Raw genomic sequence first — 22,342 nt, forward strand, 5'->3', positions numbered from 1 at the left:
AGCCCACCAGTCTACCGGAGCCAAAGCCAGCACCCGGCATGGCCTCAAAGGTATTTGCTGTCATCGTGTATTTATAGGTATTGATATGGATCTCTACAGTTTTTTCAGAAGTGGCACTTCTCACAGGTTGCGTATAGCGCTAGGCCTTAAGGGGCTGGCGTACAACTATGTGGCCGTTGATTTGCGGGCTGATGAGCACTTGTTGCCCGCATTCAAAGCGCTTAACCCGCAGGCTTTATTGCCGGTGTTGGACACGGGTGCGCACAAATTGATACAGTCACCCGCGATTTTGGAGTGGCTTGAAGAGGTGCACCCAAACCCTTCTTTACTGCCTAGCGATGCTGCGGCCAGAGCCCATGTACGCGCCATGGCCGCGATTGTGGGCTGCGACATTCACCCCCTGAACAACAAACGCATTCTTACGCAGTTGCGCAGCCAGTTTGGCGCCAATGAGCAGGTTGTTAATGCTTGGTGTGGCCAGTGGATTAGCGCGGGCTTTGATGCCCTAGAGACCATGCTGGCCGCTGATAGCCAACGTGGTGATTTTTGTTTTGGTGGGGCGCCAAGCATGGCAGATGTTTATCTGGTGCCGCAAGTAGAGAGTGCCAGACGCTTTGCTGTGGACTTGAGTGTGTGGCCACGCATCGCCGCCGTTGAGGCGGCTTGCATGGCGCTACCAGCCTTTGCCAATGCCGCGCCCAGCCAGCAGCCAGACGCAGCGTAGGTTTACTCGTCTTGGGCTGGGTCGGATTGGGCGTTGGCCGCTTGACGCACAGCGGCTTTGTCGCCCGCGCTGGCAAATTTAGAGTATTTGCCCAGCAGGCTTACCAGCTGGCCGTAAATGCGTGGATTGGCGGCCATGCATTCTTTTTGGTCTAAAAAATCAGCCTCGCCGGTGAAGTTGCCGATCAGGCCGCCGGCCTCTGTCAGCAGCAAGGAGCCGGCTGCAGCGTCCCAAGGGGCCAAGCCTTTTTCAAAAAAGCCATCGCTAAAACCAGCGGCAACGTAGGCCAAATCCAAGGCGGCAGAGCCTGGGCGGCGAATGCCGGCGCAGCGCGGCATGATGTCACCAAGCATCGCAAGGTAAGGCTTCATCGCGTCGCCCGGACGGAATGGAAAGCCTGTGCTGAGCAAGCAGTCTTTTAGTTGGGTGCGCTTGCCCACGCGAATACGGCGCTCGTTCAGGTAGGCGCCGCGGCCTTTGCTGGCGTAAAACAAGTCGTTGCGGGTGGGGTCGTAAATAACGGCGTGTTCGATGACGCCTTTTATTTGTAACGCAATGCTCACACAGTACACGGGAAAGCCGTGTATGAAGTTGGTTGTGCCATCCAAGGGGTCAATAATCCACACATGGTCGGCTTCGCGACCGCGCCCAGCTTGAACGCCAGACTCTTCGGCGTGTATGCCGTGGTCAGGGAAGGCGGTGAGCAAGGTTTCAATAATGGCCTCTTCAGCGGCCTTGTCCACTTCGGTGACAAAGTCGTTGGTTTGCTTGGCAGCGACGCGCACGGACTCTATGTCCAGTGCGGCGCGGTTGATGATGGTGCCAGCAGTGCGAGCGGCCTTGATGGCCACGTTCAACATGGGGTGGATATTGGATGACATAACAGTGTTTAAGAGCAAAGAATTGGGGCTTGGCGCTAGGTGCCAAAGACGCGTGTGCACATTCGATGATGGCTAGCCTTACATTTTAGCGCTTATAGTGCCTGCGTACGCGCGCATAGGTGCGCCGCTAACTGAATGTGTTGTTTTGAAAACCCGCTTTATTCTTATTCAGACCAGCCACGCCGGTAATGTGGGCGCGGCAGCCCGTGCTCTAAAGGTGATGGACTTTGACGACTTGGTACTGGTACAGCCGCGCTGGGACAACGTGTTACGTCGCGAAGAAACCATACAACGCGCCAGCGGTGCCAACAATGTCCTGGAGCAGTGCCGCGTGGTGGACACCCTGGATGAGGCCTTGGACGGCATCAATCATATTTGTGCCACCGCCATGACACCACGCGACTTTGGTCCGCCCACACAAAGTCCGCGCGTGCACTTTGAGCAGTTGCTGGGTCGCCCGACAAGCAGCAATGCAGGTGATGCTGTGGTGCGTCCAACCGGCGTGGCATTTTTGTTTGGCAGCGAGCGCTTTGGCATGCGCAACGACGATGTGTACAAAGCCAACGTGTGTTTGAGCATTCCGACCAATCCCAACTTTGGCTCTTTAAATCTGGCCGCTGCCGTGCAGTTGGTGGCCTATGACTGGCGCTTGGCGCTAGATGATTGGGCGGTGGATGCACCCGCGCCTCAAAACCAGCAACTGGCCGACAGCCAAACCGTGCAAGCCATGTTGGCACACTTGCAGCAAGCCTTGGTCGCTATTGAATTTTTAGACCCTGATGCGCCCAAAAAACTAATGCCTCGCTTAAACCAACTGATGAGCCGCGCGCAGCCCAGCGTGGAAGAAATACATATTTTGCGGGGTATGGCAAAGGCCATGTTGCAAACAGCGGCGCAAGCGAAGCGATAGACTGGCAGCCTAGAAAACAACACGCCAAGCCATGTTTGACCGCCTACACAAAGATATTGACTGCATTTTGGAGCGCGACCCCGCGGCACGCAGCCGCTTGGAGGTGTTGACCTGTTACCCGGGCTTGCACGCGCTGACCTTGCACCGCTTGGCGCACGCGTTGTGGGAGCGTCAGTGGCATTGGCTAGGGCGCATGGTGTCCAACATCAGCCGCTTTTTAACAGGCATAGAAATTCACCCCGGTGCGCGCATTGCGTCTGGTGTGTTTATTGACCACGGCATGGGTGTTGTCATTGGCGAGACCGCCGAGATAGGCGAGGGCTGCACCATTTACCAGGGTGTGACCCTGGGCGGTACGTCTTTGCACAAAGGCGCCAAGCGCCACCCCACACTGGGCCGTAACGTGGTGGTGGGCGCAGGTGCACAAGTATTGGGTGGCTACGAAGTGGGCGACAACGCCAAAGTTGGCTCTAACGCTGTGGTCACCAAACCCGTGCCAGCCGGTGCCACTGCCGTGGGCAATCCGGCGCGCATCATTGCGGCCGAGGTTGATGCGCAGCGTGAAGCGGCGGCCTCAAAAATGGGCTTTTCGGCCTATGGTGTGACACAAAGCGATGACCCAGTCAGCTTGGCCATGCGCGGCCTGATAGACAACGCCGCCACGCAAGAGCACCAAATTGCCTTGCTGTGGCAAGCCTTGGAAGCCGTGCGCAAAAATCAGCCAGACTGCGGTGAGCTGCCCGCAGATGCGGCCAAGGCAGAGACCTTCGAGGCCACCCGGCTCAGCGACATGTTGGGTAAGTAAACCAGCAACTGGTGCCGGCGCCGTTTCTTCGCTTGTTGCACAAGCGCGGCCATCACGCCAAGGGCTACGCTCTGCGCGCGCTTTTGGGTCTGAACGCGTTGCACAAGGCCGCGTTGGTTTCCAGGTAGGGCCCGCCAATGAGGTCAATGCAGTAAGGTACAGCCGCAAAAATACCCGCTGCCAGCATGGAGCCATCGGCGTTGCGCGCACCTTCCAGTGTCTCTGTGATGCTTTTGGGTTGGCCTGGCAGGTTGATGATCAGCGTTTGCCCGCGAATCACCGCCACCTGCCTGGACAAGATAGCGGTAGGTACGAAGTTCAAGCTGATTTGACGCATTTGCTCGCCAAAGCCTGGCATTTCCTTGTCGGCAATCGCCAAGGTGGCCTCTGGTGTGACGTCTCGCACGGCTGGGCCTGTGCCGCCAGTGGTTAGCACCAGCGAGCAGCCTGCATGCACGCAGGCCAGCAAGGTTTGACTGATCAGCGGCTTCTCGTCTGGAATAAGGTGGGCGTCAAAGGTAATGGAGTTGAGCAAAGCGCTGCCAAGCCACTCTTTGAGGGCCGGTAGGCCCTTGTCTTGGTAGTCGCCGCTGCTGGCCCTGTCGCTGATGGAAACAATGCCAATTTTGACGGGATCGTAAGTTTTGGTAGGCATGGTCTTAGAGGCTTTCGTCGCTTTGGTCTGTGTCTGAATCTGGCTTGGTGTCGTTGCTCAAGGCCTTGCGCACCTGTTGAAACAACTCTTTGTAGGATTTGCTGGTTTTGGGTGCGAGCTTGACAGGCTCGCGTCTACCGGTTCTTCAGCGGGTGGCATTTTGGCCAGGTCTTTTCTGGCTTGGCGCACCAGGCTTCTAAAGGCTTGCACGTCGCTGGTGGCCTGGCCCGCACTAGAGGCAAACCACTCAGTGACCGCTTCATCGCCGGCAATCAGGCGTTCACGCCATTGTTCGGCCAACTTGATGGTGGCCGCTTCCGAGGCGCTGCCGGTGTGCTGCTCTTGCAAAGCAAGCTCAGCCGCTTGCACCGTTTCTTCGTCCAGGTAACGCATGAGCTTGCCAATGAGCTGCATGTGGCGACTGCGTGCACCGTGCTGGTGTATGCGCTTGCCATCGGCCAAGGCTTGCATCAAGCGGTCTGGCAGCTGCAAGCCAGCCAGCAATTTGGGGCGCAGGTCTATCAGTGCTTCGCCCACCGCTTGTCTGTGGTCGCTGTCTTTCTTTAAGTCGGCGCGCGACTTGTCTGTGGTGCCTTTGAGCTCGGCTTTGAGCTCTATGTCTAGTTCGCTACCTTCGGCTACGAAGTGGCCGTTGACGTAGTAGCCTTTTTTGGGTTTTCTTGCCATGGGTTTTTCTGTGTGCGCACGCACGTGTTGCGCGCTGGTCTGTATCATAGCCGCCAGTATGAAAAAACGCACGCACCAAAGCCCCAGCAGCTGCTCAAGCCGCTTTAAACACCAACCAACAGCAGGCGCAGTTTCAATTTGCGCAGGCGGATTTGCAAGAGCTGGTGTTTGACGCCTTGCGCAGCGCCAAGCAGTTGGGCGCGGCCGATGCCGTGGCTGAAGTGTCTGAGGCTTATGGCTTAAGCGTGTCTGTGCGCAACCGTGATCTCGAAAACGTGGAGCGCAATCGAGACAAGTCGTTGGGCGTGACGCTTTACTTGGGTCATCACCGAGGTCATGCAGCCACATCAGATTTTTCAAAAGCGGCGATTGAGCAAACGGTCAAAGCCGCCTACGACATTGCACGCTTTACTGCCCAGGACACCATGGCGGGCTTGCCCGATGTGCAAGACGTGGTGGGCGAGGTGCGAGACCTGGATTTGTTTCACCCGTGGGCAGTGGATGCGGCGGCGGCAGCCGATATTGCGATGTCTTGTGAGCGCGCAGCGCTTGGCACCAGCAAGCTCATTACCAACAGCGAAGGGGCGTCGGTTTCTGCCCAGCATTCGCATTTTTATGCGGCGCACATGCGCGAGGGCCAAACCAATCAGGCTGGTATTTTTGCCGGTGGTTACGCCAGCACTCGCCACGCTATTGGTGTCAGCGTGATTGCAGGCAAGGGTGACGGTATGCAGCGTGATGCATGGTTTAGCTCTATGCGTGACCAAGCCGACTTGGCAAGCCCCAAGGCCATTGGTCGCTATGCCGCCCAGCGTACGTTGGCGCGCCTCAATGCCCGCAAAATCGCCACCACCCAATGCCCTGTGCTGTTTGAGGCGCCACTGGCCAGTGGCTTGCTGGGCAGTTTTGTGCATGCCATCAGCGGCGGCGCGCTGTACCGTAACAGCAGCTTTTTAATGAACAGCCTTGGTGAGCAAGTGTTTGCCAAACACATTGATATTTTCGAGGACCCGTTTGTCTCAAAAGGTAAGGGCAGCTCACCGTTTGACGACGAAGGCGTGACCGTAAAAGCCAGAGACGTGGTGAGCGCAGGCGTGGTGCAAGGTTACTTTTTAGGCAGTTACTCAGCTCGCAAGCTGGGTATGCGCACCACAGGCCACTCAGGTGGCTCACACAATCTGTATATGCGCAGTCGCAAAACAGCCGCTGGCGATGACTTGGACGCCATGCTGAAAAAACTGGGACGAGGTTTGTTTGTGACTGACTTGATGGGGCACGGCGTGAATGGCGTCACCGGTGACTACTCGCGCGGTGCATCTGGCTTTTGGGTGGACAAGGGCGAGATTCAGTTTCCGGTGGAGGAAATCACCATTGCCGGTAACTTGAGGGATATGTTTATGGGTATCAAGGCCATAGGTGCTGACGCCTACAACCACGGCGCAAAGACGGTAGGCTCTGTGCTGATTGACCGCATGAAGATTGCGGGTGCCTAACAACAAGCTACATATTGGAGACCAACATGATTTTGGAACTAGCAGACATTCGCATCAATCCAGGCCAAAATGCAGCTTTTGAAGCCGCTATTGAGCAAGGCATCAGCACCGTGGTGTCTGTTGCGACTGGTTTTTTGGGTTACACCGTGCACAAAGGCATTGAGTCAGCAGAGCGCTACGTGCTTCAAATTTCGTGGGCCACTCTGGAAAACCACACCGTAGATTTTCGCGAAGGCCCACTGTTTCCACAGTGGCGGGCCATCGTGGGGCCATTTTTCGCACAGCCCCCCGTGGTTGAGCACTTTGACTTGGCGCTGCAATCAGCCAAGTAAAGTACTTCAAAGGCGCTCGAAAGCGTCTGCGTGGCTTGTCAGGGCTTTAGCGCGGCCTTTACGGCTGCGGACACTTGGCCCATGTCGGCTTTGCCGGCCAGCGCTGTTTTCACGGCGCCCATCACCTTGCCCATGTCGCCAGGGCCTGTAGCGCCGACTTGGGCGACTATGGCTTTCACAGCGTTTGCCACCTCTTGCTCGCTCATGCGCTCGGGCAGGTAGGCCTTTAGCACCTCGATTTCGGCTTGCTCTATTGCGGCCAACTCGGGGCGCTGCGCTGTTTCGTAGGCTGCAATAGAGTCTTTGCGCTGCTTGATCAGTTTGTCAACGATTGCAATGGTGGCGGTGTCGTCCACCACAATTTGCTCGTCAATTTCCTTTTGCTTGATAGCCGCCAGTAGCATGCGAATAGTGCCTAAGCGCTGTGCTTCTTTGGCGCGCATGGCGTCTTTCATGTCTGCGGTGATGGTGTCTTTTAAGCTCATGGTGATTCTCTCAATGATGGCGTAGGCATAAAAAAAGCCCGGTGAAGCGTCCTTCAGCGGGCCTTGTCAGGTGCGGCGCTGCGTGAGCGCTGCAACTGGTGTGCTTAGTACAGCTTCTTGGGCAACTGCATGGAGCGGATGCGCTTGTAGTTGCGCTTGACAGCGGCAGACTTCTTGCGCTTGCGCTCTGTAGTTGGCTTTTCAAAGAACTCGCGTGCGCGCAGTTCGGTCAACAGGCCCAGCTTTTCAATAGTGCGTTTGAAGCGGCGCAGTGCAACTTCGTAGGGCTCGTTGTCTTTTACACGGATAGTCGTCATGACGGCAAAAATTCCAATGGTTATGCGCTAAGCGGATCAAGCCAGTAGCGCGGGTTTGCTAGCAAAGCCTTTGATTATAGGCTGATTTGCGTGGCTATCCAAGCGCTGATCTTTTTGAGGGGATAAAAAACTACGCCGCGCCAGCCTTCATGGCCTGCGCGGCGGCATAGCCACTGGCCCATGCCCACTGAAAGTTATAGCCGCCTAGCCAGCCCGTGACGTCTGTGACTTCACCAATAAAGTACAGGCCAGCATGCGCTTTGGCTTGCATGGTTTTGCTGTTCAGCGCTGTGGTGTCTACACCGCCAGCGGTCACTTCGGCCTTGGCATACCCCTCGGTGCCACTGGGTTTGATGCGCCACTGGTGTACCGATTCGGCCAAGCGACGCAGCGCCTTGTCTGGCATGTCCATCATGGGTCGCTCGCGCAGCGAACTCAGCAGTTCATCAGCTTGCAGCCACTGCTGTGCCAGGCGGCTGGGCAGCAGCGTCGCCAGTTCGTTGCCCAGTTGTTTGCGTGAGTTTGCTTTGAGGCTGGCAAAGCTGTTCTCCAGGTTTTCTTGCGGGTGTAGGTTTAGTCGCAAGTCAGCGCCGGGTTGCCAATAGCTGGATATTTGCAAAATCGCTGGACCGCTCAGACCCTTGTGCGTGAACAACAAGTCTTCATCAAAGCTGGTTTTGTCTGCACCACCCGCTACCTGTATGTGTACGGGCAAGGCCAAGCCGGCCAGGTCCTTGAAGGCTTGCCAGTGTTCGCCGTCAAACGTCAGCGGCACCAGAGCGGGCCTTGTAGCGACCATGGGCATGTCAAATTGCCTGGCCAGCAGATAGCCAAAGTCTGTCGCGCCAATCTTTGGAATGGACAAGCCGCCCGTTGCCACCACCAAGTTGGCGCTGGTAAACGTGCCTTCGCTGCTGCCAACGGTGTAGCGGTCGCCTTGCTTGCCAGCGCTGAGTACTTGCACACCTTGCCTATGGTCTACCCCGCCTTGCTGCGCCTCGGCCAACAGCATGTTGATGATGGCGCCTGCTGATTGGTCGCAAAACAGCTGCCCCTTGTGTTTTTCGGTGTACGTCAAGCCGTGGCTGGCCATTAACGCTAAAAAGTCATTGGGGGTATAGCTGGCCAGCGCATGTTTGCAAAAGCGCGGGTTGTTGCCAATAAAGTGACGCTGTGGGTTACGTGGGTCCAGGTCCTTGTTGGTGAAGTTGCATCGCCCGCCACCGGATATGCGTATTTTTTCGGCCACCTTGCTGGCGTGGTCTAGCAGCAGCACGCGCAAACCCAGCTGACCAGCCACACCTGCACACATCAAACCTGCTGCGCCCGCGCCAATGATGATGGTGTCGTAATGGTGATGGGGTTGGTTTGCTGGCGTGTGCGTCATGGCTTAAGTGTAGATTGGTAAGCGTTGCCATTCGCATTCACTTGCCAGCAATCCGCCAGACCGGCTAAACCGTGTGCTGGTGCGCTGTTACGCTACTTTTTGAATACCCATTGGTGGGTCTTGTGCGGCTGTTAATTGGGCTGCCAGCAAGCCCTGCACCACATCGCCCACCACCATGATGGCTGGGCTTGCGATGTTGTTGATACGCATGGTGCTTGTCAGCGTTGCCAGCGTGCCCACAGCGTGGCGTTGGCTGGGCAGTGTGGCGTTTTGAATGAGGGCGACGGCTGTATGCGTGGGCAGGCCCTGCAACAAGCCAGCTTCTATGTCTTGGGCGTTGGTGACGCCCATGTAAATCACCAAGGTCAGCTTGGCTTGGTGAGCGGTGCGCGACAAGGCCTCCCAGTCCGTGCCTGCGCCGCCGGGTTTGGCGTGGCCAGTGACAAACACCACGCCTTGAGCGTGTTCGCGGTGGGTGAGTGACACATTGAGGCCAGACAGCGCCGCCAGGCCAGATGTGATGCCGTTTACCGCGGATACACCCACGCCCGCAGCTTGCAGCGCTTCTACTTCTTCGCCGCCACGCCCAAAAATAAATGGGTCTCCGCCCTTGAGCCGCACAACTTGCTCGCCATTGCTGGCCGCGGCAATCATGGCCTTGATGATGAAGGACTGAGGTGTGGATGCACAGCCACCGCGCTTGCCCACGTACACCACGCGGGCTGTGGCGCTTGCATGCTCAAGCACTTGCGGGTTGACCAGGTCGTCTACAAACAGCGCGTCGGCAGCGGCAATGGCCTTGGCCGCTTTGAGGGTGAGCAAGTCAGGCTCGCCCGGGCCTGCTCCGACCAAAGTGACATGGCCAGGCGCCTTTGTGGTTGGTTTTTTTGGAAGATGTGTGACTGCGTTTGTCATGGTGCGGCCATTGTGTGGCGCGTGTTATGACTTTGGGGCATAAAGCCAGTTTTTCTGCGCCGCCGTCCAGCCCACGCGCGCTCGCGTCTACACTTGTCGGCTATGTACATATTGGGAATTGAGTCGTCTTGTGACGAAACTGGCGTGGCGGTGGTGCGAGCCGATAGCCTGGGCACGCCGCAGCTGCTTGGCGCGGCTTTGTACAGTCAAATTGCCATGCACCAAGACTTTGGTGGTGTGGTGCCGGAGCTGGCCAGCAGAGACCACATTCAGCGCGTATTGCCGCTTACAGAGCAAGCACTGGCGGATGCCCAGCTGCGCTTGCAAGATATCAATTTGGTGGCGTTTACACGCGGGCCCGGTTTGGCTGGCGCCTTGCTGGTAGGTGCTGGCGTGGCCAGCGGCATGGCCATGGGCTTGGGTGTGCCAAGCGTGGGCATGCACCATTTGGAGGGGCATTTGCTGTCGCCGTTTTTAAGTGAAGACCCACCCGAATTTCCGTTTGTGGCGCTGCTGGTGTCTGGCGGTCACAGCCAGTTGATGCGTGTGGATGCAGTGGGGCGCTACACCTTGCTGGGCGAGACCATAGACGACGCCGCGGGGGAGGCTTTTGACAAATCAGCCAAGGTCATGGGGCTGGGCTACCCGGGTGGCCCAGCCTTGTCCAAGCTGGCCGAGCGGGGTGATCCCAAAGCCTTTGCATTACCGCGCCCCTTGTTGCACAGCGGCAACCTGGATTTTTCATTTGCGGGTTTGAAAACAGCGGTGATGGTGCAGCACCGTAAACTGGGCGAGAGCCCCACAGACCAGCAAATTACAGACTTGGCCGCCAGTACGCAGGCCGCGATTGTTGAGGTGTTGGTGAAAAAAAGCATGACAGCGCTGCGTGAATCAGGCCTTAAGCGCTTGGTGGTCGCTGGCGGTGTAGGGGCCAACAAGGCCTTGCGTGAGCAAATGAATGCCGCTTGCACCAAAGTCAACGCGCGTGTGCATTACCCAGAGCTGCATTTGTGCACCGACAACGGGGCCATGATTGCCATGGCGGCGGCGCTGCGTTGGCAAGCAGGTTTGTTGCCTCAAACCAGCCCTGATGCGCAGTCACCAATGGGCTACAGCTTCAACGTACGTCCGCGTTGGCCGCTGGACGCTATAGACGCTTAAATGCATGGGTCAGCATGCAGGAGAGGCTCTACTTTTGACAACTGTAGTGTCCTACACTGTGCGCCAGCTGCGCTGGGCAAGCGCATTTACATAAAGGTTTTTTGATGTTTGATCTGTCGTTTGTTGCGCGCTTGCGCGCATGTGTTGTTGTTGGCGCAACTGGTTTGCTCTGTGCGCTCAGTGCTGTGCCAGCCATTGCCCAGCTTGCAACCGGTGAACCAATAAAAATCGCCATGATTGAGGGGCTGAGCGGCCCTTTCACCAATACAGGTGAGGCGGTATATCGCAACTTGGCGTGGTCTGCACAAACATTGAACAGCCAGGGTGGTGTGGCTTGGGGTGGTGCGGGTGTCAAGACGCAGCGCCCTATCGAGGTGGTACGTTTTGACAGTAAAAGTCGCCCCGAAGAGGCTTTGTCAGCGCTTCGCTCGGCTATAGACCAAGGCATTCGCGTGGTGGTGCAGGGCAACTCGTCGGCAGTGGCCTTGGCATTGGTGGACGCCATCAACAAACACAACGAGCGTGACCCGGCCAACCGCGTGGTGTTTTTAAACTACTCGGCAGTAGAGCCTTCGCTGACCAATGAGAACTGCAGTTTCTGGCACTTTCGCTTTGACGCCCATGCCAACATGCGCATGGCTGCACTCATGCAGTCCATTCGAGAGAATAAGGATCTTAAAAAGGTCTACCTCATTGGCCAAGACTACAGCTTTGGTCAGAGTGTGGTGAAAGAGGCCGCCGCCCAGCTGGGCCGTCAGCGCCCAGATATCGAGGTGGTGGGTCGCGAACTGCACGCCATGGCGCGCATCAAAGACTTTGCACCCTATGCCGCCAAAATAAAGGCCAGTGGTGCACAAGCAGTGATCACCGGAAACTGGGGCAACGACTTGACGCTACTGGTCAAAGCAGCCAAAGCCGCTGGTTTTGAGGGTACTTTTTACACCTTTTACGGCAACGCCCTGGGCGCACCAGCGGCCATTGGCGAGGCGGGTGTGGGCAAGGTGCTGGCTGTTGCCGAGTGGTTTCCCAACTTGGGCGGTGAGGCCTCAGACGCTTTTTACCAAAGCTTTCAAGCAGCGTTTCCCAAGCCCCAACACGACTATGTGCACATGCGCATGCAAGGCATGATGGTGGCATTGGCGCAAGCCTTGTCTGGCGCAAGTCAATACGCCCGCGGCAACGAGGTTGATGCTTACCAAGTGGCCTTGGCGCTCGAGAAGACCGATGTAACAGTCGCTGGTCACCGCATGGTGATGCGTGTTGCAGACCACCAAATTGAGCAACCCTTGGTTGTGGCCGTGATGGACAAGGCTGGCCAGCCAGGCGTGCGCTTTGATACAGAGGGCAGCGGCTATGGTTTTAGGGTGTTGCAAGCGCTGTCTGCACAAGAGGCTGCGTTGCCAACAGCCTGCGCTATGACGCGGCCATAAATCAGGCTATAATCAGCGGCTGTGCAACGAATGTTTGTTGCACTTAACACGTGCCAAGCGGCGAGCCCATGCGAGCTGCTGGTCACGCAAGTATCAAAGAGAAAACACTCATGACCGGAATTGTTAAAGCTGACATCGTTAAAGACAACGCCCGTGGTACGGGCGATACAGGTAGCCCTGAGGTGCAGGTTGCATTGCTGACTGCGCGCATCAACTACCTCACACCGCACTTTAAAGAAAACAAAAAAGATCACCACGGTCGTCGCGGTTTGTTGCGTATGGTGAGCCGTCGCCGCAAGCTGTTGGATTACCTGAAGTCCAAAGACGCTGACCGCTATGTGGCCTTGATTGCCAAGCTGTCATTGCGTAAGTAATGTCGGTGCCTTTGGCTGGTTTGGCCATTCAGGCCAACTAATCAGATACGACGCCTGAGTCAGTTCGCTGGCTCAGGCGTTTTGCACATTGGCGATGCGCATGTTGCGTGTTGCCATTGGGGGCGAAAGCCCCAAAAGTTCCCAACGCATGCAGTGGGTCGAAGCTGTGTCATTCCAAAAAGCCAATGTCAATCATTGCCTTTTTGGGATGGCATCGTGTTCTGCTGGTGTGGTTGGGTCGTAAGCGAAGACGCCGTTTTTCCATTTTGGGCCTTTGATGTCAAAGGTGCGGCGCACCACAACCAGGAGTTCAACGCATGACTATGTTCAATAAAGTTACCAAGACTTTCCAGTGGGGCCAGCATTCGGTCACCATGGAAACGGGCGAAATTGCCCGTCAATCCAGCGGCGCCGTGATGGTAGACATCGAAGGCACCGTGGTGCTCGCTACGGTGGTGGCCAAGTCCACTGCAAAAGCAGGGCAGGACTTTTTCCCGCTAACCGTCGATTACCTCGAGAAAACATACGCGGCTGGCAAGATTCCAGGCAGCTTTTTCAAGCGCGAAGGTCGCCCAAGCGAATTCGAGACACTCACATCACGCTTGATCGATCGTCCTATTCGTCCGCTGTTCCCGGAAGGCTTCTACAACGAAGTGCAAGTGGTGATACACACCTTGTCGCTGAACCCAGAGGTTGACGCCGACATTGCCGCCATGATTGGTACCAGCGCAGCCTTGTCCATCAGCGGCATCCCATTCAACGGCCCTATTGGTGCGGCTCGCGTGGGCTACATCAACGGCGAATACGTGTTGAACCCAGGCCAAACACAGCGCAAGACGTCCTTGATGGACTTGGTTGTTGCAGGTACAGAAACCGCCGTGTTGATGGTTGAGTCAGAGGCCCAGCAACTGAGCGAAGAGGTGATGTTGGCCGGTGTGGTGTTTGGCCACGAGCAGGGCAATATTGCCATCAACGCCATCCATGAGCTGGTGCGTGATGCTGGCAAGCCTGTGTGGGACTGGAAAGCGCCTGAGCAAGACCAGGCCTTGGTGGCCAAGGTGCAAGAGTTGGGCGGCGCCAAGTTGGAAGCCGCTTACCAGAACCGCAACAAGCAAGCGCGCACGCAAGCTTGCCGCACAGCCTATGCCGACGTAATGGCGGGCTTAACAGCTGCCGGCATGACGTTTGACACCGTCAACGTTGAAGGTTTGTTGCACGACATTGAAGCCAAGATTGTTCGCGGCCAAATTTTGGCTGGTGAGCCGCGTATTGACGGACGCGACACACGCACCGTTCGCCCCATAGAGATTCGCAACAGCGTGTTGCCACGCACACACGGTTCTGCCCTGTTTACGCGCGGCGAGACACAAGCGTTGGTTGTGACCACACTGGGCACCGAGCGTGATGCACAACGCATTGACGCTTTGTCTGGCGAGTTTGAAGACCGCTTCATGTTGCACTACAACATGCCTCCCTTTGCCACTGGCGAGACAGGTCGCGTTGGTAGCCCCAAGCGTCGCGAAATCGGCCACGGCCGTCTGGCCAAGCGTGCCTTGAACGCTGTGTTGCCCGCCAAAGAAGACTTCCCCTACACCTTGCGTGTGGTGAGCGAGATCACGGAGTCAAACGGCTCGTCTTCCATGGCCTCTGTGTGTGGTGGCTGCTTGTCCATGATGGACGCTGGCGTGCCCTTGAAGGCGCACGTGGCCGGTATTGCGATGGGTCTGATCAAGGAAGACAACCGTTTTGCGGTGTTGACCGACATCCTGGGTGATGAAGATCACTTGGGCGATATGGACTTTAAGGTTGCTGGTACCACTGATGGTGTGACGGCGCTGCAAATGGACATCAAAATCCAAGGCATTACCAAGGAAATCATGCAAGTGGCGTTGGCACAGGCCAAAGAGGCGCGCATGCACATTCTGGGCAAGATGCAAGAAGCCATGGGTGAGGCCAACGCTGAGGTGTCAAGCTTTGCGCCTCGTTTGTTCACCATGAAGATCAACCCCGAGAAGATTCGTGACGTGATCGGTAAAGGCGGCGCCACCATCCGCGCCTTGACCGAAGAGACCGGTACGCAAATCAACATCGAGGAAGACGGCACCATCACCATCGCATCTGTTGACGGTGACATGGCCAACGAAGCCAAGCGTCGCATTGAAGAGATCACTGCTGAAGTGGAAGTGGGCGCCATTTACGAAGGCCCTATTACCAAGTTGCTGGACTTTGGCGCCTTGGTGAACTTGCTGCCAGGCAAAGACGGTTTGTTGCACATCAGCCAGATCGCGCACGAGCGCGTTGAGAAGGTGTCTGACTACTTGGCTGAGGGTCAAGTGGTGCGCGTGAAAGTGCTGGAGACCGACGAAAAGGGCCGCATCAAGTTGTCTATGAAGGTGCTGCTTGACCGTGACAACGGTGGTGAGCAACAGCAGGAACAACAGCAGCAATAATCAGCTGCCTGGCCCAAGCCACAGTAAACCAACCGCCATGCAAGTCGTTGACATCACCGAGTTTGGCCCGCCTAGCGTGCTGGGCTTGGGCGTGCGCGACCGCGTGGTGGCTGGTGTTGGTGAAGTGCTCATCCAGGTACACGCGAGCGGCATCAACCGCCCAGACGTGTTGCAGCGCACCGGCGTCTACCCCCACCCGCAGGCGCATCTGATGTGCTGGGCTTGGAGGTGGCGGGCGTTATCGTCGGTGGCGACGAGGCCGCGATGGCCTTGGCAGGTTTCAAGCGTGGCGACGCTGTGTGCGCCTTGGTTGCAGGTGGTGGTTACGCGCAGTTGTGCGTCGCACCGATTGGTCAGTGTTTGCCAGTGCCCAAGGGCTTGGATATGGTGCAAGCTGCATCATTGCCTGAGACCTTTTTTACTGTTTGGAGCAACTTGTTTGACCGTGCGGCCTTGGGTGCAGGCGAGACGGTGTTGATTCAGGGCGGCTCAAGCGGCATTGGCGTGACGGCGATTCAAATGGCCAAGGCATTTGGTGCTACGGTGATTGTGACAGCCGGCAGCGCTGACAAATGCCAGGCGTGCAAAGCCTTGGGCGCAGACCATGCCATCAACTACCGCGAAGCCGACTTTGCCCAAAAAGTGATGCAGATCACGCAGGACAAGGGCGTTGACGTGGTGCTGGACATGGTTGCTGGCGACTACGTGGCGCGTGAAGTCTCTTGCATGGCTGATGATGGTCGTTTGGTCATTATTGCGGTGCAAGGTGGCATCAATGCGAGCTTTAACGCCGGTTTGGTGTTGCGCAAGCGGCTGCACATTACGGGCTCTACCTTGCGCGCGCGCCCGGTGGCCTTTAAATCCAGTATTGCGGCCAAGCTGCGCGAGCATGTGTGGCCAAAACTACAGGCGGGCGCCATCAAGCCTGTGCTGTTTAAAACCTTTCCAGCCAGCGAGGCAGCTGCTGCCCATGAGCTGATGGAGTCCAACGCACACGTGGGCAAAATAGTGCTCACGTGGCCGGTTGACCTATAGGGTCGTCCTGTAGCGTCATTGAACTGTAAAGGCATTCGTTATGAACAAACTCATTGCAGGCAACTGGAAAATGAACGGCAGCAAAGCTGACAACGCGGCATTGTTGGCCGACATTGTTGCGGGCCTGCCAGCCAAAGCCTGCGATATAGCGGTATGTCCGCCATCTATTTACGTGAGCGATGTGTTGCAAGCCGTTGCGGGCAGCCCCTTGGCGGTTGGCGTGCAAGACGTATCCGTCGCCGACAAGGGCGCTTACACCGGTGAGCTGAGCGCAGCCATGCTGGCCGATTGCGGCGTGCGCTACGCCATAGTGGGTCACTCTGAGCGTCGTCAATACCACGGTGAAACCGATGCGCAAGTCGGTGCCAAAGCGCAAGCGGCCTTGTCCAAAGGCGTGACACCTATTGTGTGCGTGGGCGAAACCTTGGCGCAGCGTGAAGCGGGTGATACTCAAGCGGTGGTCAAGCGCCAGCTGGCCGCAGCCATTCATGCTGTAGGCCATTGCGTCAGCGAAATTGTGGTGGCCTATGAGCCTGTATGGGCCATTGGTACTGGCAAAACAGCCACGCCAGCGCAAGCGCAAGAGGTGCACGCCGTATTGCGTGCCCAATTGGCGGCAGCCACTGAAAAGGCTGCTAGCGTGCGTATTTTGTACGGCGGCAGCATGAATGCAGCCAACGCTCAGAGCTTGTTGGCCCAGGCTGACATTGACGGCGGCCTCATTGGCGGTGCGGCTTTAAAGGCCTCAGATTTTTTAACCATTATTCAAGCAGCGTCTTAAAGCCTGCCTGAGCCCAACCTACAACAAGTTTTCTCGGAGTAATTTGACATGAGCGTTTTATCCAACATCCTGATGGCCGTGCAGCTGCTGTCAGCGCTGGCCATGATTGGCCTGATTCTGATGCAGCACGGTAAAGGTGCTGATGCCGGTGCGGCCTTTGGCGGCGGCAGCTCAGGCAGTTTGTTTGGTGCCAGTGGCAGCGCCAACTTCTTGTCGCGCAGTACAGCGGTGTTAGCGGCTGTATTTCTGGGCACCACCTTGTTTTTGTCATACATGGGCTACCGCCCGCCAGCATCATCTGGTTCAAGCGCGCTTGAGCTGATTGCGCCTGCGGTAAGTGATATTCCTGCGCCAACAGTTGAGGGCACTAAGCCACCAGCAGCACCGGTCACCCCAGACGCCATTCCCGGCAACTAAGTCGCATCGGCGTGAGCTGAGGCAACTGTGACCAGGCCACCCTAAGCGGTGGCCTTTTTTTGGGCTGCTGCCGCGGGGCTTTGTTTATATGTGAATTGGCTTATATAAAAACACTGTTAATTTGCACGTTTAGCAGACATACAGGCTCTGAAACGCAATGTTTTTCGGGGTAAACTCTAGGGCTTGTCTGATTGGAGTGCTGCGCAGGACATACCCCTGTGAGCCGGCACAAACAATGACAAATGCCGTCGTGGTGAAATTGGTAGACACGCTATCTTGAGGGGGTAGTGGCGAAAGCTGTGCGAGTTCGAGTCTCGCCGACGGCACCATCACAGTTCTCAGTGTGGCGCAAACACAAGTTTGCGCGGTACTGCTTGCCCGGACCGGACCTATGAATCTAGAACAATACCTTCCCGTTATTTTGTTTCTGCTCGTGGGCATCGCCGTGGGTATCATCCCGCAGGTCATTGGCTACGTGTTGGGCCCTAATCGTCCAGACGCGGCCAAAAACTCTCCCTACGAATGTGGCTTTGAGGCATTTGAAGACGCGCGCATGAAATTTGACGTGCGCTACTACCTCGTGGCCATTTTGTTTATTTTGTTTGACTTGGAGATCGCCTTCCTATTCCCTTGGGCCGCCGTGCTGCAAGAGTTGGGAGCAACTGCTTTTTGGGCGGTTGTGGTGTTTTTGGGTATTTTGGTGGTCGGTTTTGTGTACGAGTGGAAAAAGGGCGCTTTGGACTGGGAGTAACCCACCAGGCACTCACCGCGCTACACCACAAACCCTAGCGGCATTCCCCGCGCACAACGAATTAAGAACGGACACGCAACATGGCTATCGAAGGCGTTTTCGAAAAAGGCTTTGTCACCACCAACTACGACTCGTTGGTGAACTGGGCTAAGACAGGCTCTTTGTGGCCTATGACTTTTGGCTTGGCGTGCTGCGCCGTTGAAATGATGCATGCAGGCGCTGCCCGCTACGACTTGGCGCGTTTTGGTGCTGAAGTGTTTCGCGCCAGCCCGCGCCAGGCGGACTTGATGATTGTCGCTGGCACGCTTTGCAACAAAATGGCGCCGGCCTTGCGCAAGGTTTACGACCAAATGAGCGAGCCGCGTTGGGTGATCTCCATGGGCTCTTGCGCCAACGGTGGCGGCTACTACCACTACAGCTACTCTGTGGTGCGCGGTTGTGACCGTATTGTGCCGGTAGATGTTTATGTGCCTGGCTGCCCGCCAACAGCTGAGGCCTTGCTGTACGGCATCATCCAGCTGCAGGAAAAGATTCGCCGCACCAACACCATTGCGCGTGTTTAGGGGAGAGCCAGTTATGTCCATTGAAACCTTAAAAGACACGGTTCTTGCCGCCCTTGGTGACCAGGTTGTTGGCAGCAGCACCGACCTGGGCGAGCTCACCATTCGCGTGGCACCCTCGGATTACGCCGCTGTTGCGCTGACGCTGCGCGATCACGCCGAGTGCCAGTTTGGTCAACTTGTCGACTTGTGCGGTGTTGACTACAGCGAGTACAAAGACGGGCAATACGAGGGCCCACGCTTTGCAGTGGTGGTGCACTTGTTGTCGGTCACGTTAAACCAGCGCATACGGGTCAAGGTAATGTGCGCTGACGACGATTTCCCTGTGTTGGCCTCTGTCAACAGTGTGTGGAATTCGGCCAATTGGTACGAGCGTGAGGCGTTTGATTTGTTTGGCATCATGTTTGAAGGTCACGAAGACCTGCGTCGCATCCTGACCGATTACGGTTTTATTGGTCATCCTTTCCGCAAGGACTTTCCCATCACCGGTCACGTTGAAATGCGCTACGACGCGGAACAGCGCCGCGTGGTGTACCAGCCCGTCACGATTGAGCCGCGCGAAATCACGCCGCGTGTCATTCGCGAAGACAACTACGCAGGCTTGAACTAAGCCCGGCCACGCACCAGTTGAACGGATAAACAAATGGCTGAAATTAAAAACTACACGCTGAACTTTGGACCGCAACACCCAGCAGCGCACGGCGTGTTGCGCCTGGTGTTAGAGCTGGACGGCGAAGTTGTGCAGCGCGCTGACCCACATATAGGCTTGTTGCACCGCGCCACTGAAAAGCTGGCCGAGACCAAAACCTATATACAGTCACTGCCCTACATGGACCGTTTGGACTATGTGTCCATGATGGCCAACGAGCACGCTTACTGCCTGGCTATTGAGAAAATGCTGGGCCTTGAAGTGCCCAAGCGCGCGCAATACATACGCGTGATGTTTGCTGAAATCACACGCGTGATGAACCACCTCATGTGGCTAGGCGCACACGGCCATGACTGTGGTGCATCCACCGTGTTGATTTACACCTTCCGTGAGCGCGAAGCCCTTTTTGACATGTACGAGGCGGTGTCGGGTGCGCGCATGCACGCGGCCTACTTTCGCCCAGGTGGTGTCTACCGCGACCTGCCAGACACCATGCCTCAGTTCAAGGCCAGCAAGGTGCGCAACGCGCGCGGTGTGGCCAAGCTCAACGAAAACCGCCAAGGCTCGTTGCTGGACTTTATAGATGATTTCTGCGCCAAGTTCCCCAACTACATTGACGAATACGAAACCCTGCTGACTGAAAACCGCATTTGGAAGCAGCGTACCGTCGGTGTGGGTGCCATCAGCGCCGAGCGCGCCATGAATATGGGCTTTACTGGCCCAATGTTGCGTGGCTCTGGTGTGGCGTGGGACTTGCGCAAGACGCAGCCCTACGACGTGTACGCCGAGATGGACTTCGATGTGCCTGTGGGCGTAGAGGGTGACAGCTACGACCGCTATGTGGTGCGTGTGGAAGAAATGCGCCAAAGCAATCGCATCATCAAGCAATGTGTGGACTGGTTGCGTGTGAACCCTGGCCCCGTGATAACGGACAACCACAAAATCGCGCCGCCTAGCCGTGAAGGCATGAAGTCCAACATGGAAGACTTGATACATCACTTCAAGCTGTTTACCGAAGGTTTTCGCGTGCCAGAAGGTGAGGCCTATGCGGCGGTTGAGCATCCCAAAGGTGAGTTTGGCATTTACATGGTGAGTGATGGTGCCAACAAGCCTTATCGCCTGAAAATCCGCGCCCCTGGCTTTGCACACCTTGCAGGCCTGGATGAGCTAACCCGTGGCCACATGCTGGCTGACGCGGTGGCCATTATTGGGACCATGGACATTGTGTTTGGAGAAATCGACCGATGATCTCGCAATCTACGCTGGCACGCTTTGACAAAGAAGTCGCCAAATACCCCGCAGACCAAAAGCGCTCCGCCGTGATGGCTTGCTTGTCTGTAGTGCAAGACGAACAAGGCTGGGTCAGCCCTGCATCTGAGGCGGCCATCGCTGAGTACCTGGGCATGGCCACCATGGCGGTGCACGAAGTCACCACGTTTTACAACATGTACAACCAGGCGCCTGTTGGGCGCTTCAAGTTGAACGTGTGTACCAATCTGCCTTGTCAGTTGCGCAGCGGTCAAAACGCTTTGCACTACATGGAAGACAAGCTAGGCGTCAAAATGGGTGGTACCACGCCAGACGGCTTGTTCACCCTGCAACAAAGCGAGTGCCTGGGTGCCTGTGCCGACGCGCCGGTGTTGCTGGTGAATGACCGCAACATGTGCTCCAACATGAGCAACGAGCGCCTGGACGCCATGGTGGAGGCGCTCAGGGCTGAAGCCGCAAAGCACCCTGTGCCCTCGACACAAGCCAAGGCAGGAGCAGCAACATGAGCGACATGATGGATTTGGCCAACGTGTTGGCACATTTCAAAGCCAGTGGTGACGAGACCTGTTTTCACGGTCGCCATATCAATCCGCAAATCTACGCCGACTTGACCGGTGCCAATTGGGGCCTCAAAGACTACGAGTCGCGAGGTGGCTATGCGGCTTTGCGTAAAATTCTGGGCGCCGACGGTGGCGAAGGTCTCACGCAAGACGAAGTCATCGCGACCTTGAAAGAGTCTGCCCTGCGTGGACGTGGTGGTGCAGGCTTTCCAACGGGTTTGAAGTGGAGCTTCATGCCCCGCCAGTTCCCCGGCCAAAAGTATTTGGTGTGCAACTCAGACGAGGGTGAGCCCGGTACTTGCAAAGACCGTGACATTCTCAATTACAACCCACACATAGTCATTGAAGGCATGGCCATTGCCGCTTATGCCATGGGCATTAGCGTGGGTTACAACTACATTCACGGCGAGATTTTTGCCACCTACGAGCGCTTTGAAGTCGCCCTCGAACAAGCCCGTGCAGCAGGCTTTTTGGGCAACGCCATCATGGGCTCTGGCTTTAACTTTGAGCTGCATGCCTTCCACGGTTTCGGTGCCTACATTTGCGGCGAAGAAACCGCCTTGCTGGAGTCACTTGAGGGCAAAAAAGGCCAGCCGCGCTTCAAGCCGCCATTCCCAGCCAGCTACGGTTTGTACGGCAAGCCCACCACCATTAACAACACCGAAACATTTGCGGCTGTGCCGTGGATTATTCGCAATGGCGGGCAAGCCTATCTGGAGTGCGGCAAGCCCAACAACGGCGGCACCAAGATTTTCTCTGTCAGTGGAGATGTGCAGCGCCCGGGCAACTACGAAGTGCCGCTGGGCACACCGTTTGCCAAGCTGCTTGAGCTCGCCGGTGGTATGCGCCCAGGGCGCACGTTAAAAGCGGTGATTCCAGGTGGCTCATCAATGCCAGTGTTGCCTGCCGACATCATGATGGCCACGGACATGGACTACGACTCCATCGCCAAGGCGGGCTCTATGCTGGGCTCAGGTGCTGTCATCGTGATGGACGACACGCGCTGCATGGTCAAGAGCTTGTTGCGCTTGTCTTACTTTTACATGCACGAAAGCTGTGGTCAATGCACACCTTGCCGCGAAGGCACGGGTTGGTTGTGGCGCATGGTTGATCGCATAGAAAACGGTCAAGGCCGCGAGAGCGACCTGGAACAACTCAATCGCGTGGCTGACGGGATTCAGGGTCGCACCATTTGCGCCCTGGGCGATGCGGCGGCCATGCCGGTTCGCGCCATGATCAAGCACTTCCGCCACGAGTTTGAGCACCACATTGCCCACAAGTCCTGCATGCCAGGTACTGGCGAGTAACGGCTGA

24 protein-coding genes, 1 tRNA gene and 1 pseudogene are annotated in these 22,342 nt (G+C 56.7%); 19 read left to right on the top strand and 7 right to left on the bottom strand.

Translation table 11 applies throughout. The annotated features are described in order from the left end of the window. The first annotated feature begins 85 nt into the window (after positions 1 to 85). The gene (gene maiA, locus LN050_01085) at positions 86 to 724 is read left to right on the top strand and encodes a maleylacetoacetate isomerase (GenBank protein UFS56506.1); all 639 of its coding nucleotides are present in this window, start codon (positions 86 to 88) and stop codon (positions 722 to 724) included. A gap of 2 nt (positions 725 to 726) precedes the next feature. Here maiA and LN050_01090 read toward each other — a convergent pair whose 3' ends face one another. Next, on the bottom strand, positions 727 to 1,605 hold the full coding sequence (locus LN050_01090) for an inositol monophosphatase (GenBank protein ID UFS56507.1): 879 nt from the start codon (positions 1,603 to 1,605) through the stop codon (positions 727 to 729). A 145-nt stretch (positions 1,606 to 1,750) separates the two neighbouring features. Between LN050_01090 and LN050_01095 the strand changes: the two genes are divergently transcribed. Together LN050_01095 and cysE are read left to right on the top strand one after the other, a co-directional pair. Beyond that, positions 1,751 to 2,515 (top strand): RNA methyltransferase, encoded by a 765-nt coding sequence (locus LN050_01095; protein UFS56508.1) that lies wholly within the window; start codon positions 1,751 to 1,753, stop codon positions 2,513 to 2,515. A gap of 31 nt (positions 2,516 to 2,546) precedes the next feature. After that, the gene (cysE, locus tag LN050_01100) at positions 2,547 to 3,320 is read left to right on the top strand and encodes a serine O-acetyltransferase (protein ID UFS56509.1); all 774 of its coding nucleotides are present in this window, start codon (positions 2,547 to 2,549) and stop codon (positions 3,318 to 3,320) included. Between the two features lie 64 nt (positions 3,321 to 3,384). On the opposite strand, the gene mog is transcribed toward cysE, so the two are convergent. Together mog and LN050_01110 are read right to left on the bottom strand one after the other, a co-directional pair. Next, a complete protein-coding gene (mog, locus tag LN050_01105; GenBank protein UFS56510.1) occupies positions 3,385 to 3,975 on the bottom strand; it encodes a molybdopterin adenylyltransferase in 591 nt (196 codons plus the stop codon). Between the two features lie 57 nt (positions 3,976 to 4,032). Beyond that, on the bottom strand, positions 4,033 to 4,710 hold the full coding sequence (locus LN050_01110; protein ID UFS56511.1) for a DUF615 domain-containing protein: 678 nt from the start codon (positions 4,708 to 4,710) through the stop codon (positions 4,033 to 4,035). Between the two features lie 104 nt (positions 4,711 to 4,814). Here LN050_01110 and pmbA point away from each other — a divergent pair, with 104 nt between their 5' ends. Beyond that, entirely contained in the window at positions 4,815 to 6,155 is a 1,341-nt protein-coding gene (pmbA, locus tag LN050_01115) for a metalloprotease PmbA (GenBank protein UFS56512.1), read from the top strand. A 26-nt stretch (positions 6,156 to 6,181) separates the two neighbouring features. Continuing rightward, a complete protein-coding gene (locus tag LN050_01120; protein ID UFS56513.1) occupies positions 6,182 to 6,487 on the top strand; it encodes an antibiotic biosynthesis monooxygenase in 306 nt (101 codons plus the stop codon). Positions 6,488 to 6,525: 38 nt separating this feature from the next. Here the strand turns inward: LN050_01120 and LN050_01125 are convergent, their stop codons facing one another. The 4 genes from LN050_01125 to cobA all read right to left on the bottom strand — a co-directional run bounded on the left by LN050_01125 (position 6,526) and on the right by cobA (position 9,591). Next, on the bottom strand, positions 6,526 to 6,972 hold the full coding sequence (locus LN050_01125) for a GatB/YqeY domain-containing protein (protein ID UFS56514.1): 447 nt from the start codon (positions 6,970 to 6,972) through the stop codon (positions 6,526 to 6,528). Positions 6,973 to 7,076: 104 nt separating this feature from the next. Then, positions 7,077 to 7,289, bottom strand: coding sequence for a 30S ribosomal protein S21 (gene rpsU / locus LN050_01130; GenBank protein ID UFS56515.1), 213 nt, complete (start codon positions 7,287 to 7,289; stop codon positions 7,077 to 7,079). 130 nt (positions 7,290 to 7,419) lie between these two features. Then, entirely contained in the window at positions 7,420 to 8,676 is a 1,257-nt protein-coding gene (locus tag LN050_01135; GenBank protein UFS56516.1) for an NAD(P)/FAD-dependent oxidoreductase, read from the bottom strand. Between the two features lie 87 nt (positions 8,677 to 8,763). Then, positions 8,764 to 9,591: a uroporphyrinogen-III C-methyltransferase gene (gene cobA, locus LN050_01140; GenBank protein UFS56517.1), complete on the bottom strand. Its 828-nt coding sequence runs from the start codon at positions 9,589 to 9,591 to the stop codon at positions 8,764 to 8,766. 102 nt (positions 9,592 to 9,693) lie between these two features. Here cobA and tsaD point away from each other — a divergent pair, with 102 nt between their 5' ends. From tsaD to nuoF, 14 genes and pseudogenes are all read left to right on the top strand, one after another. Continuing rightward, on the top strand, positions 9,694 to 10,752 hold the full coding sequence (gene tsaD / locus LN050_01145; protein UFS56518.1) for a tRNA (adenosine(37)-N6)-threonylcarbamoyltransferase complex transferase subunit TsaD: 1,059 nt from the start codon (positions 9,694 to 9,696) through the stop codon (positions 10,750 to 10,752). A 233-nt stretch (positions 10,753 to 10,985) separates the two neighbouring features. Further along, complete coding sequence (locus LN050_01150) at positions 10,986 to 12,182, top strand: branched-chain amino acid ABC transporter substrate-binding protein (protein ID UFS57286.1); 1,197 nt, start codon at positions 10,986 to 10,988, stop codon at positions 12,180 to 12,182. Positions 12,183 to 12,292: 110 nt separating this feature from the next. Then, on the top strand, positions 12,293 to 12,556 hold the full coding sequence (rpsO, locus tag LN050_01155) for a 30S ribosomal protein S15 (GenBank protein ID UFS56519.1): 264 nt from the start codon (positions 12,293 to 12,295) through the stop codon (positions 12,554 to 12,556). 317 nt (positions 12,557 to 12,873) lie between these two features. Continuing rightward, positions 12,874 to 15,006: a polyribonucleotide nucleotidyltransferase gene (gene pnp / locus LN050_01160; protein UFS56520.1), complete on the top strand. Its 2,133-nt coding sequence runs from the start codon at positions 12,874 to 12,876 to the stop codon at positions 15,004 to 15,006. A gap of 37 nt (positions 15,007 to 15,043) precedes the next feature. After that, a pseudogene (locus LN050_01165) lies at positions 15,044 to 16,041 on the top strand (NAD(P)H-quinone oxidoreductase). Positions 16,042 to 16,081: 40 nt separating this feature from the next. Further along, positions 16,082 to 16,822, top strand: a complete 741-nt coding sequence (gene tpiA / locus LN050_01170) for a triose-phosphate isomerase (protein UFS56521.1) — start codon at positions 16,082 to 16,084, stop codon at positions 16,820 to 16,822. A 48-nt stretch (positions 16,823 to 16,870) separates the two neighbouring features. Further along, on the top strand, positions 16,871 to 17,239 hold the full coding sequence (gene secG, locus LN050_01175; protein ID UFS56522.1) for a preprotein translocase subunit SecG: 369 nt from the start codon (positions 16,871 to 16,873) through the stop codon (positions 17,237 to 17,239). A gap of 244 nt (positions 17,240 to 17,483) precedes the next feature. After that, positions 17,484 to 17,568 (top strand) — tRNA-Leu (locus LN050_01180). Positions 17,569 to 17,630: 62 nt separating this feature from the next. Then, positions 17,631 to 17,990, top strand: a complete 360-nt coding sequence (locus tag LN050_01185; GenBank protein UFS56523.1) for an NADH-quinone oxidoreductase subunit A — start codon at positions 17,631 to 17,633, stop codon at positions 17,988 to 17,990. 80 nt (positions 17,991 to 18,070) lie between these two features. After that, on the top strand, positions 18,071 to 18,553 hold the full coding sequence (locus tag LN050_01190) for an NADH-quinone oxidoreductase subunit B (protein ID UFS56524.1): 483 nt from the start codon (positions 18,071 to 18,073) through the stop codon (positions 18,551 to 18,553). Between the two features lie 13 nt (positions 18,554 to 18,566). Then, entirely contained in the window at positions 18,567 to 19,160 is a 594-nt protein-coding gene (locus tag LN050_01195; GenBank protein UFS56525.1) for an NADH-quinone oxidoreductase subunit C, read from the top strand. Positions 19,161 to 19,193: 33 nt separating this feature from the next. Continuing rightward, positions 19,194 to 20,447 carry an NADH-quinone oxidoreductase subunit D gene (locus LN050_01200; GenBank protein UFS56526.1) on the top strand — a complete coding sequence of 418 codons (1,254 nt, stop codon included), beginning with the start codon at positions 19,194 to 19,196 and terminating at the stop codon, positions 20,445 to 20,447. Next, positions 20,444 to 20,974, top strand: coding sequence for an NADH-quinone oxidoreductase subunit NuoE (gene nuoE / locus LN050_01205; protein UFS56527.1), 531 nt, complete (start codon positions 20,444 to 20,446; stop codon positions 20,972 to 20,974). The genes LN050_01200 and nuoE overlap by 4 nt, the downstream gene beginning before the upstream one ends. Before the next feature lie 5 nt (positions 20,975 to 20,979). Beyond that, the gene (gene nuoF, locus LN050_01210; protein UFS57287.1) at positions 20,980 to 22,335 is read left to right on the top strand and encodes an NADH-quinone oxidoreductase subunit NuoF; all 1,356 of its coding nucleotides are present in this window, start codon (positions 20,980 to 20,982) and stop codon (positions 22,333 to 22,335) included. Positions 22,336 to 22,342 lie beyond the last annotated feature (7 nt).

It is taken from the genome of Comamonadaceae bacterium M7527 (assembly GCA_021044545.1).
GTDB lineage: Bacteria > Pseudomonadota > Gammaproteobacteria > Burkholderiales > Burkholderiaceae_C > RS62.

Coding starts and splice junctions, on each gene's coding strand:
- maiA (UFS56506.1), top strand. CDS start 86: ATGGATCTCTACAGTTTTTTCAGAAGTGGCACTTCTCACAGGTTGCGT.
- LN050_01090 (UFS56507.1), bottom strand. CDS start 1,605: ATGTCATCCAATATCCACCCCATGTTGAACGTGGCCATCAAGGCCGCT.
- cysE (UFS56509.1), top strand. CDS start 2,547: ATGTTTGACCGCCTACACAAAGATATTGACTGCATTTTGGAGCGCGAC.
- mog (UFS56510.1), bottom strand. CDS start 3,975: ATGCCTACCAAAACTTACGATCCCGTCAAAATTGGCATTGTTTCCATC.
- LN050_01110 (UFS56511.1), bottom strand. CDS start 4,710: ATGATACAGACCAGCGCGCAACACGTGCGTGCGCACACAGAAAAACCC.
- LN050_01120 (UFS56513.1), top strand. CDS start 6,182: ATGATTTTGGAACTAGCAGACATTCGCATCAATCCAGGCCAAAATGCA.
- LN050_01125 (UFS56514.1), bottom strand. CDS start 6,972: ATGAGCTTAAAAGACACCATCACCGCAGACATGAAAGACGCCATGCGC.
- rpsU (UFS56515.1), bottom strand. CDS start 7,289: ATGACGACTATCCGTGTAAAAGACAACGAGCCCTACGAAGTTGCACTG.
- LN050_01135 (UFS56516.1), bottom strand. CDS start 8,676: ATGACGCACACGCCAGCAAACCAACCCCATCACCATTACGACACCATC.
- cobA (UFS56517.1), bottom strand. CDS start 9,591: ATGACAAACGCAGTCACACATCTTCCAAAAAAACCAACCACAAAGGCG.
- tsaD (UFS56518.1), top strand. CDS start 9,694: ATGTACATATTGGGAATTGAGTCGTCTTGTGACGAAACTGGCGTGGCG.
- LN050_01150 (UFS57286.1), top strand. CDS start 10,986: ATGATTGAGGGGCTGAGCGGCCCTTTCACCAATACAGGTGAGGCGGTA.
- rpsO (UFS56519.1), top strand. CDS start 12,293: ATGACCGGAATTGTTAAAGCTGACATCGTTAAAGACAACGCCCGTGGT.
- pnp (UFS56520.1), top strand. CDS start 12,874: ATGACTATGTTCAATAAAGTTACCAAGACTTTCCAGTGGGGCCAGCAT.
- tpiA (UFS56521.1), top strand. CDS start 16,082: ATGAACAAACTCATTGCAGGCAACTGGAAAATGAACGGCAGCAAAGCT.
- secG (UFS56522.1), top strand. CDS start 16,871: ATGAGCGTTTTATCCAACATCCTGATGGCCGTGCAGCTGCTGTCAGCG.
- LN050_01185 (UFS56523.1), top strand. CDS start 17,631: ATGAATCTAGAACAATACCTTCCCGTTATTTTGTTTCTGCTCGTGGGC.
- LN050_01190 (UFS56524.1), top strand. CDS start 18,071: ATGGCTATCGAAGGCGTTTTCGAAAAAGGCTTTGTCACCACCAACTAC.
- LN050_01195 (UFS56525.1), top strand. CDS start 18,567: ATGTCCATTGAAACCTTAAAAGACACGGTTCTTGCCGCCCTTGGTGAC.
- LN050_01200 (UFS56526.1), top strand. CDS start 19,194: ATGGCTGAAATTAAAAACTACACGCTGAACTTTGGACCGCAACACCCA.
- nuoE (UFS56527.1), top strand. CDS start 20,444: ATGATCTCGCAATCTACGCTGGCACGCTTTGACAAAGAAGTCGCCAAA.
- nuoF (UFS57287.1), top strand. CDS start 20,980: ATGATGGATTTGGCCAACGTGTTGGCACATTTCAAAGCCAGTGGTGAC.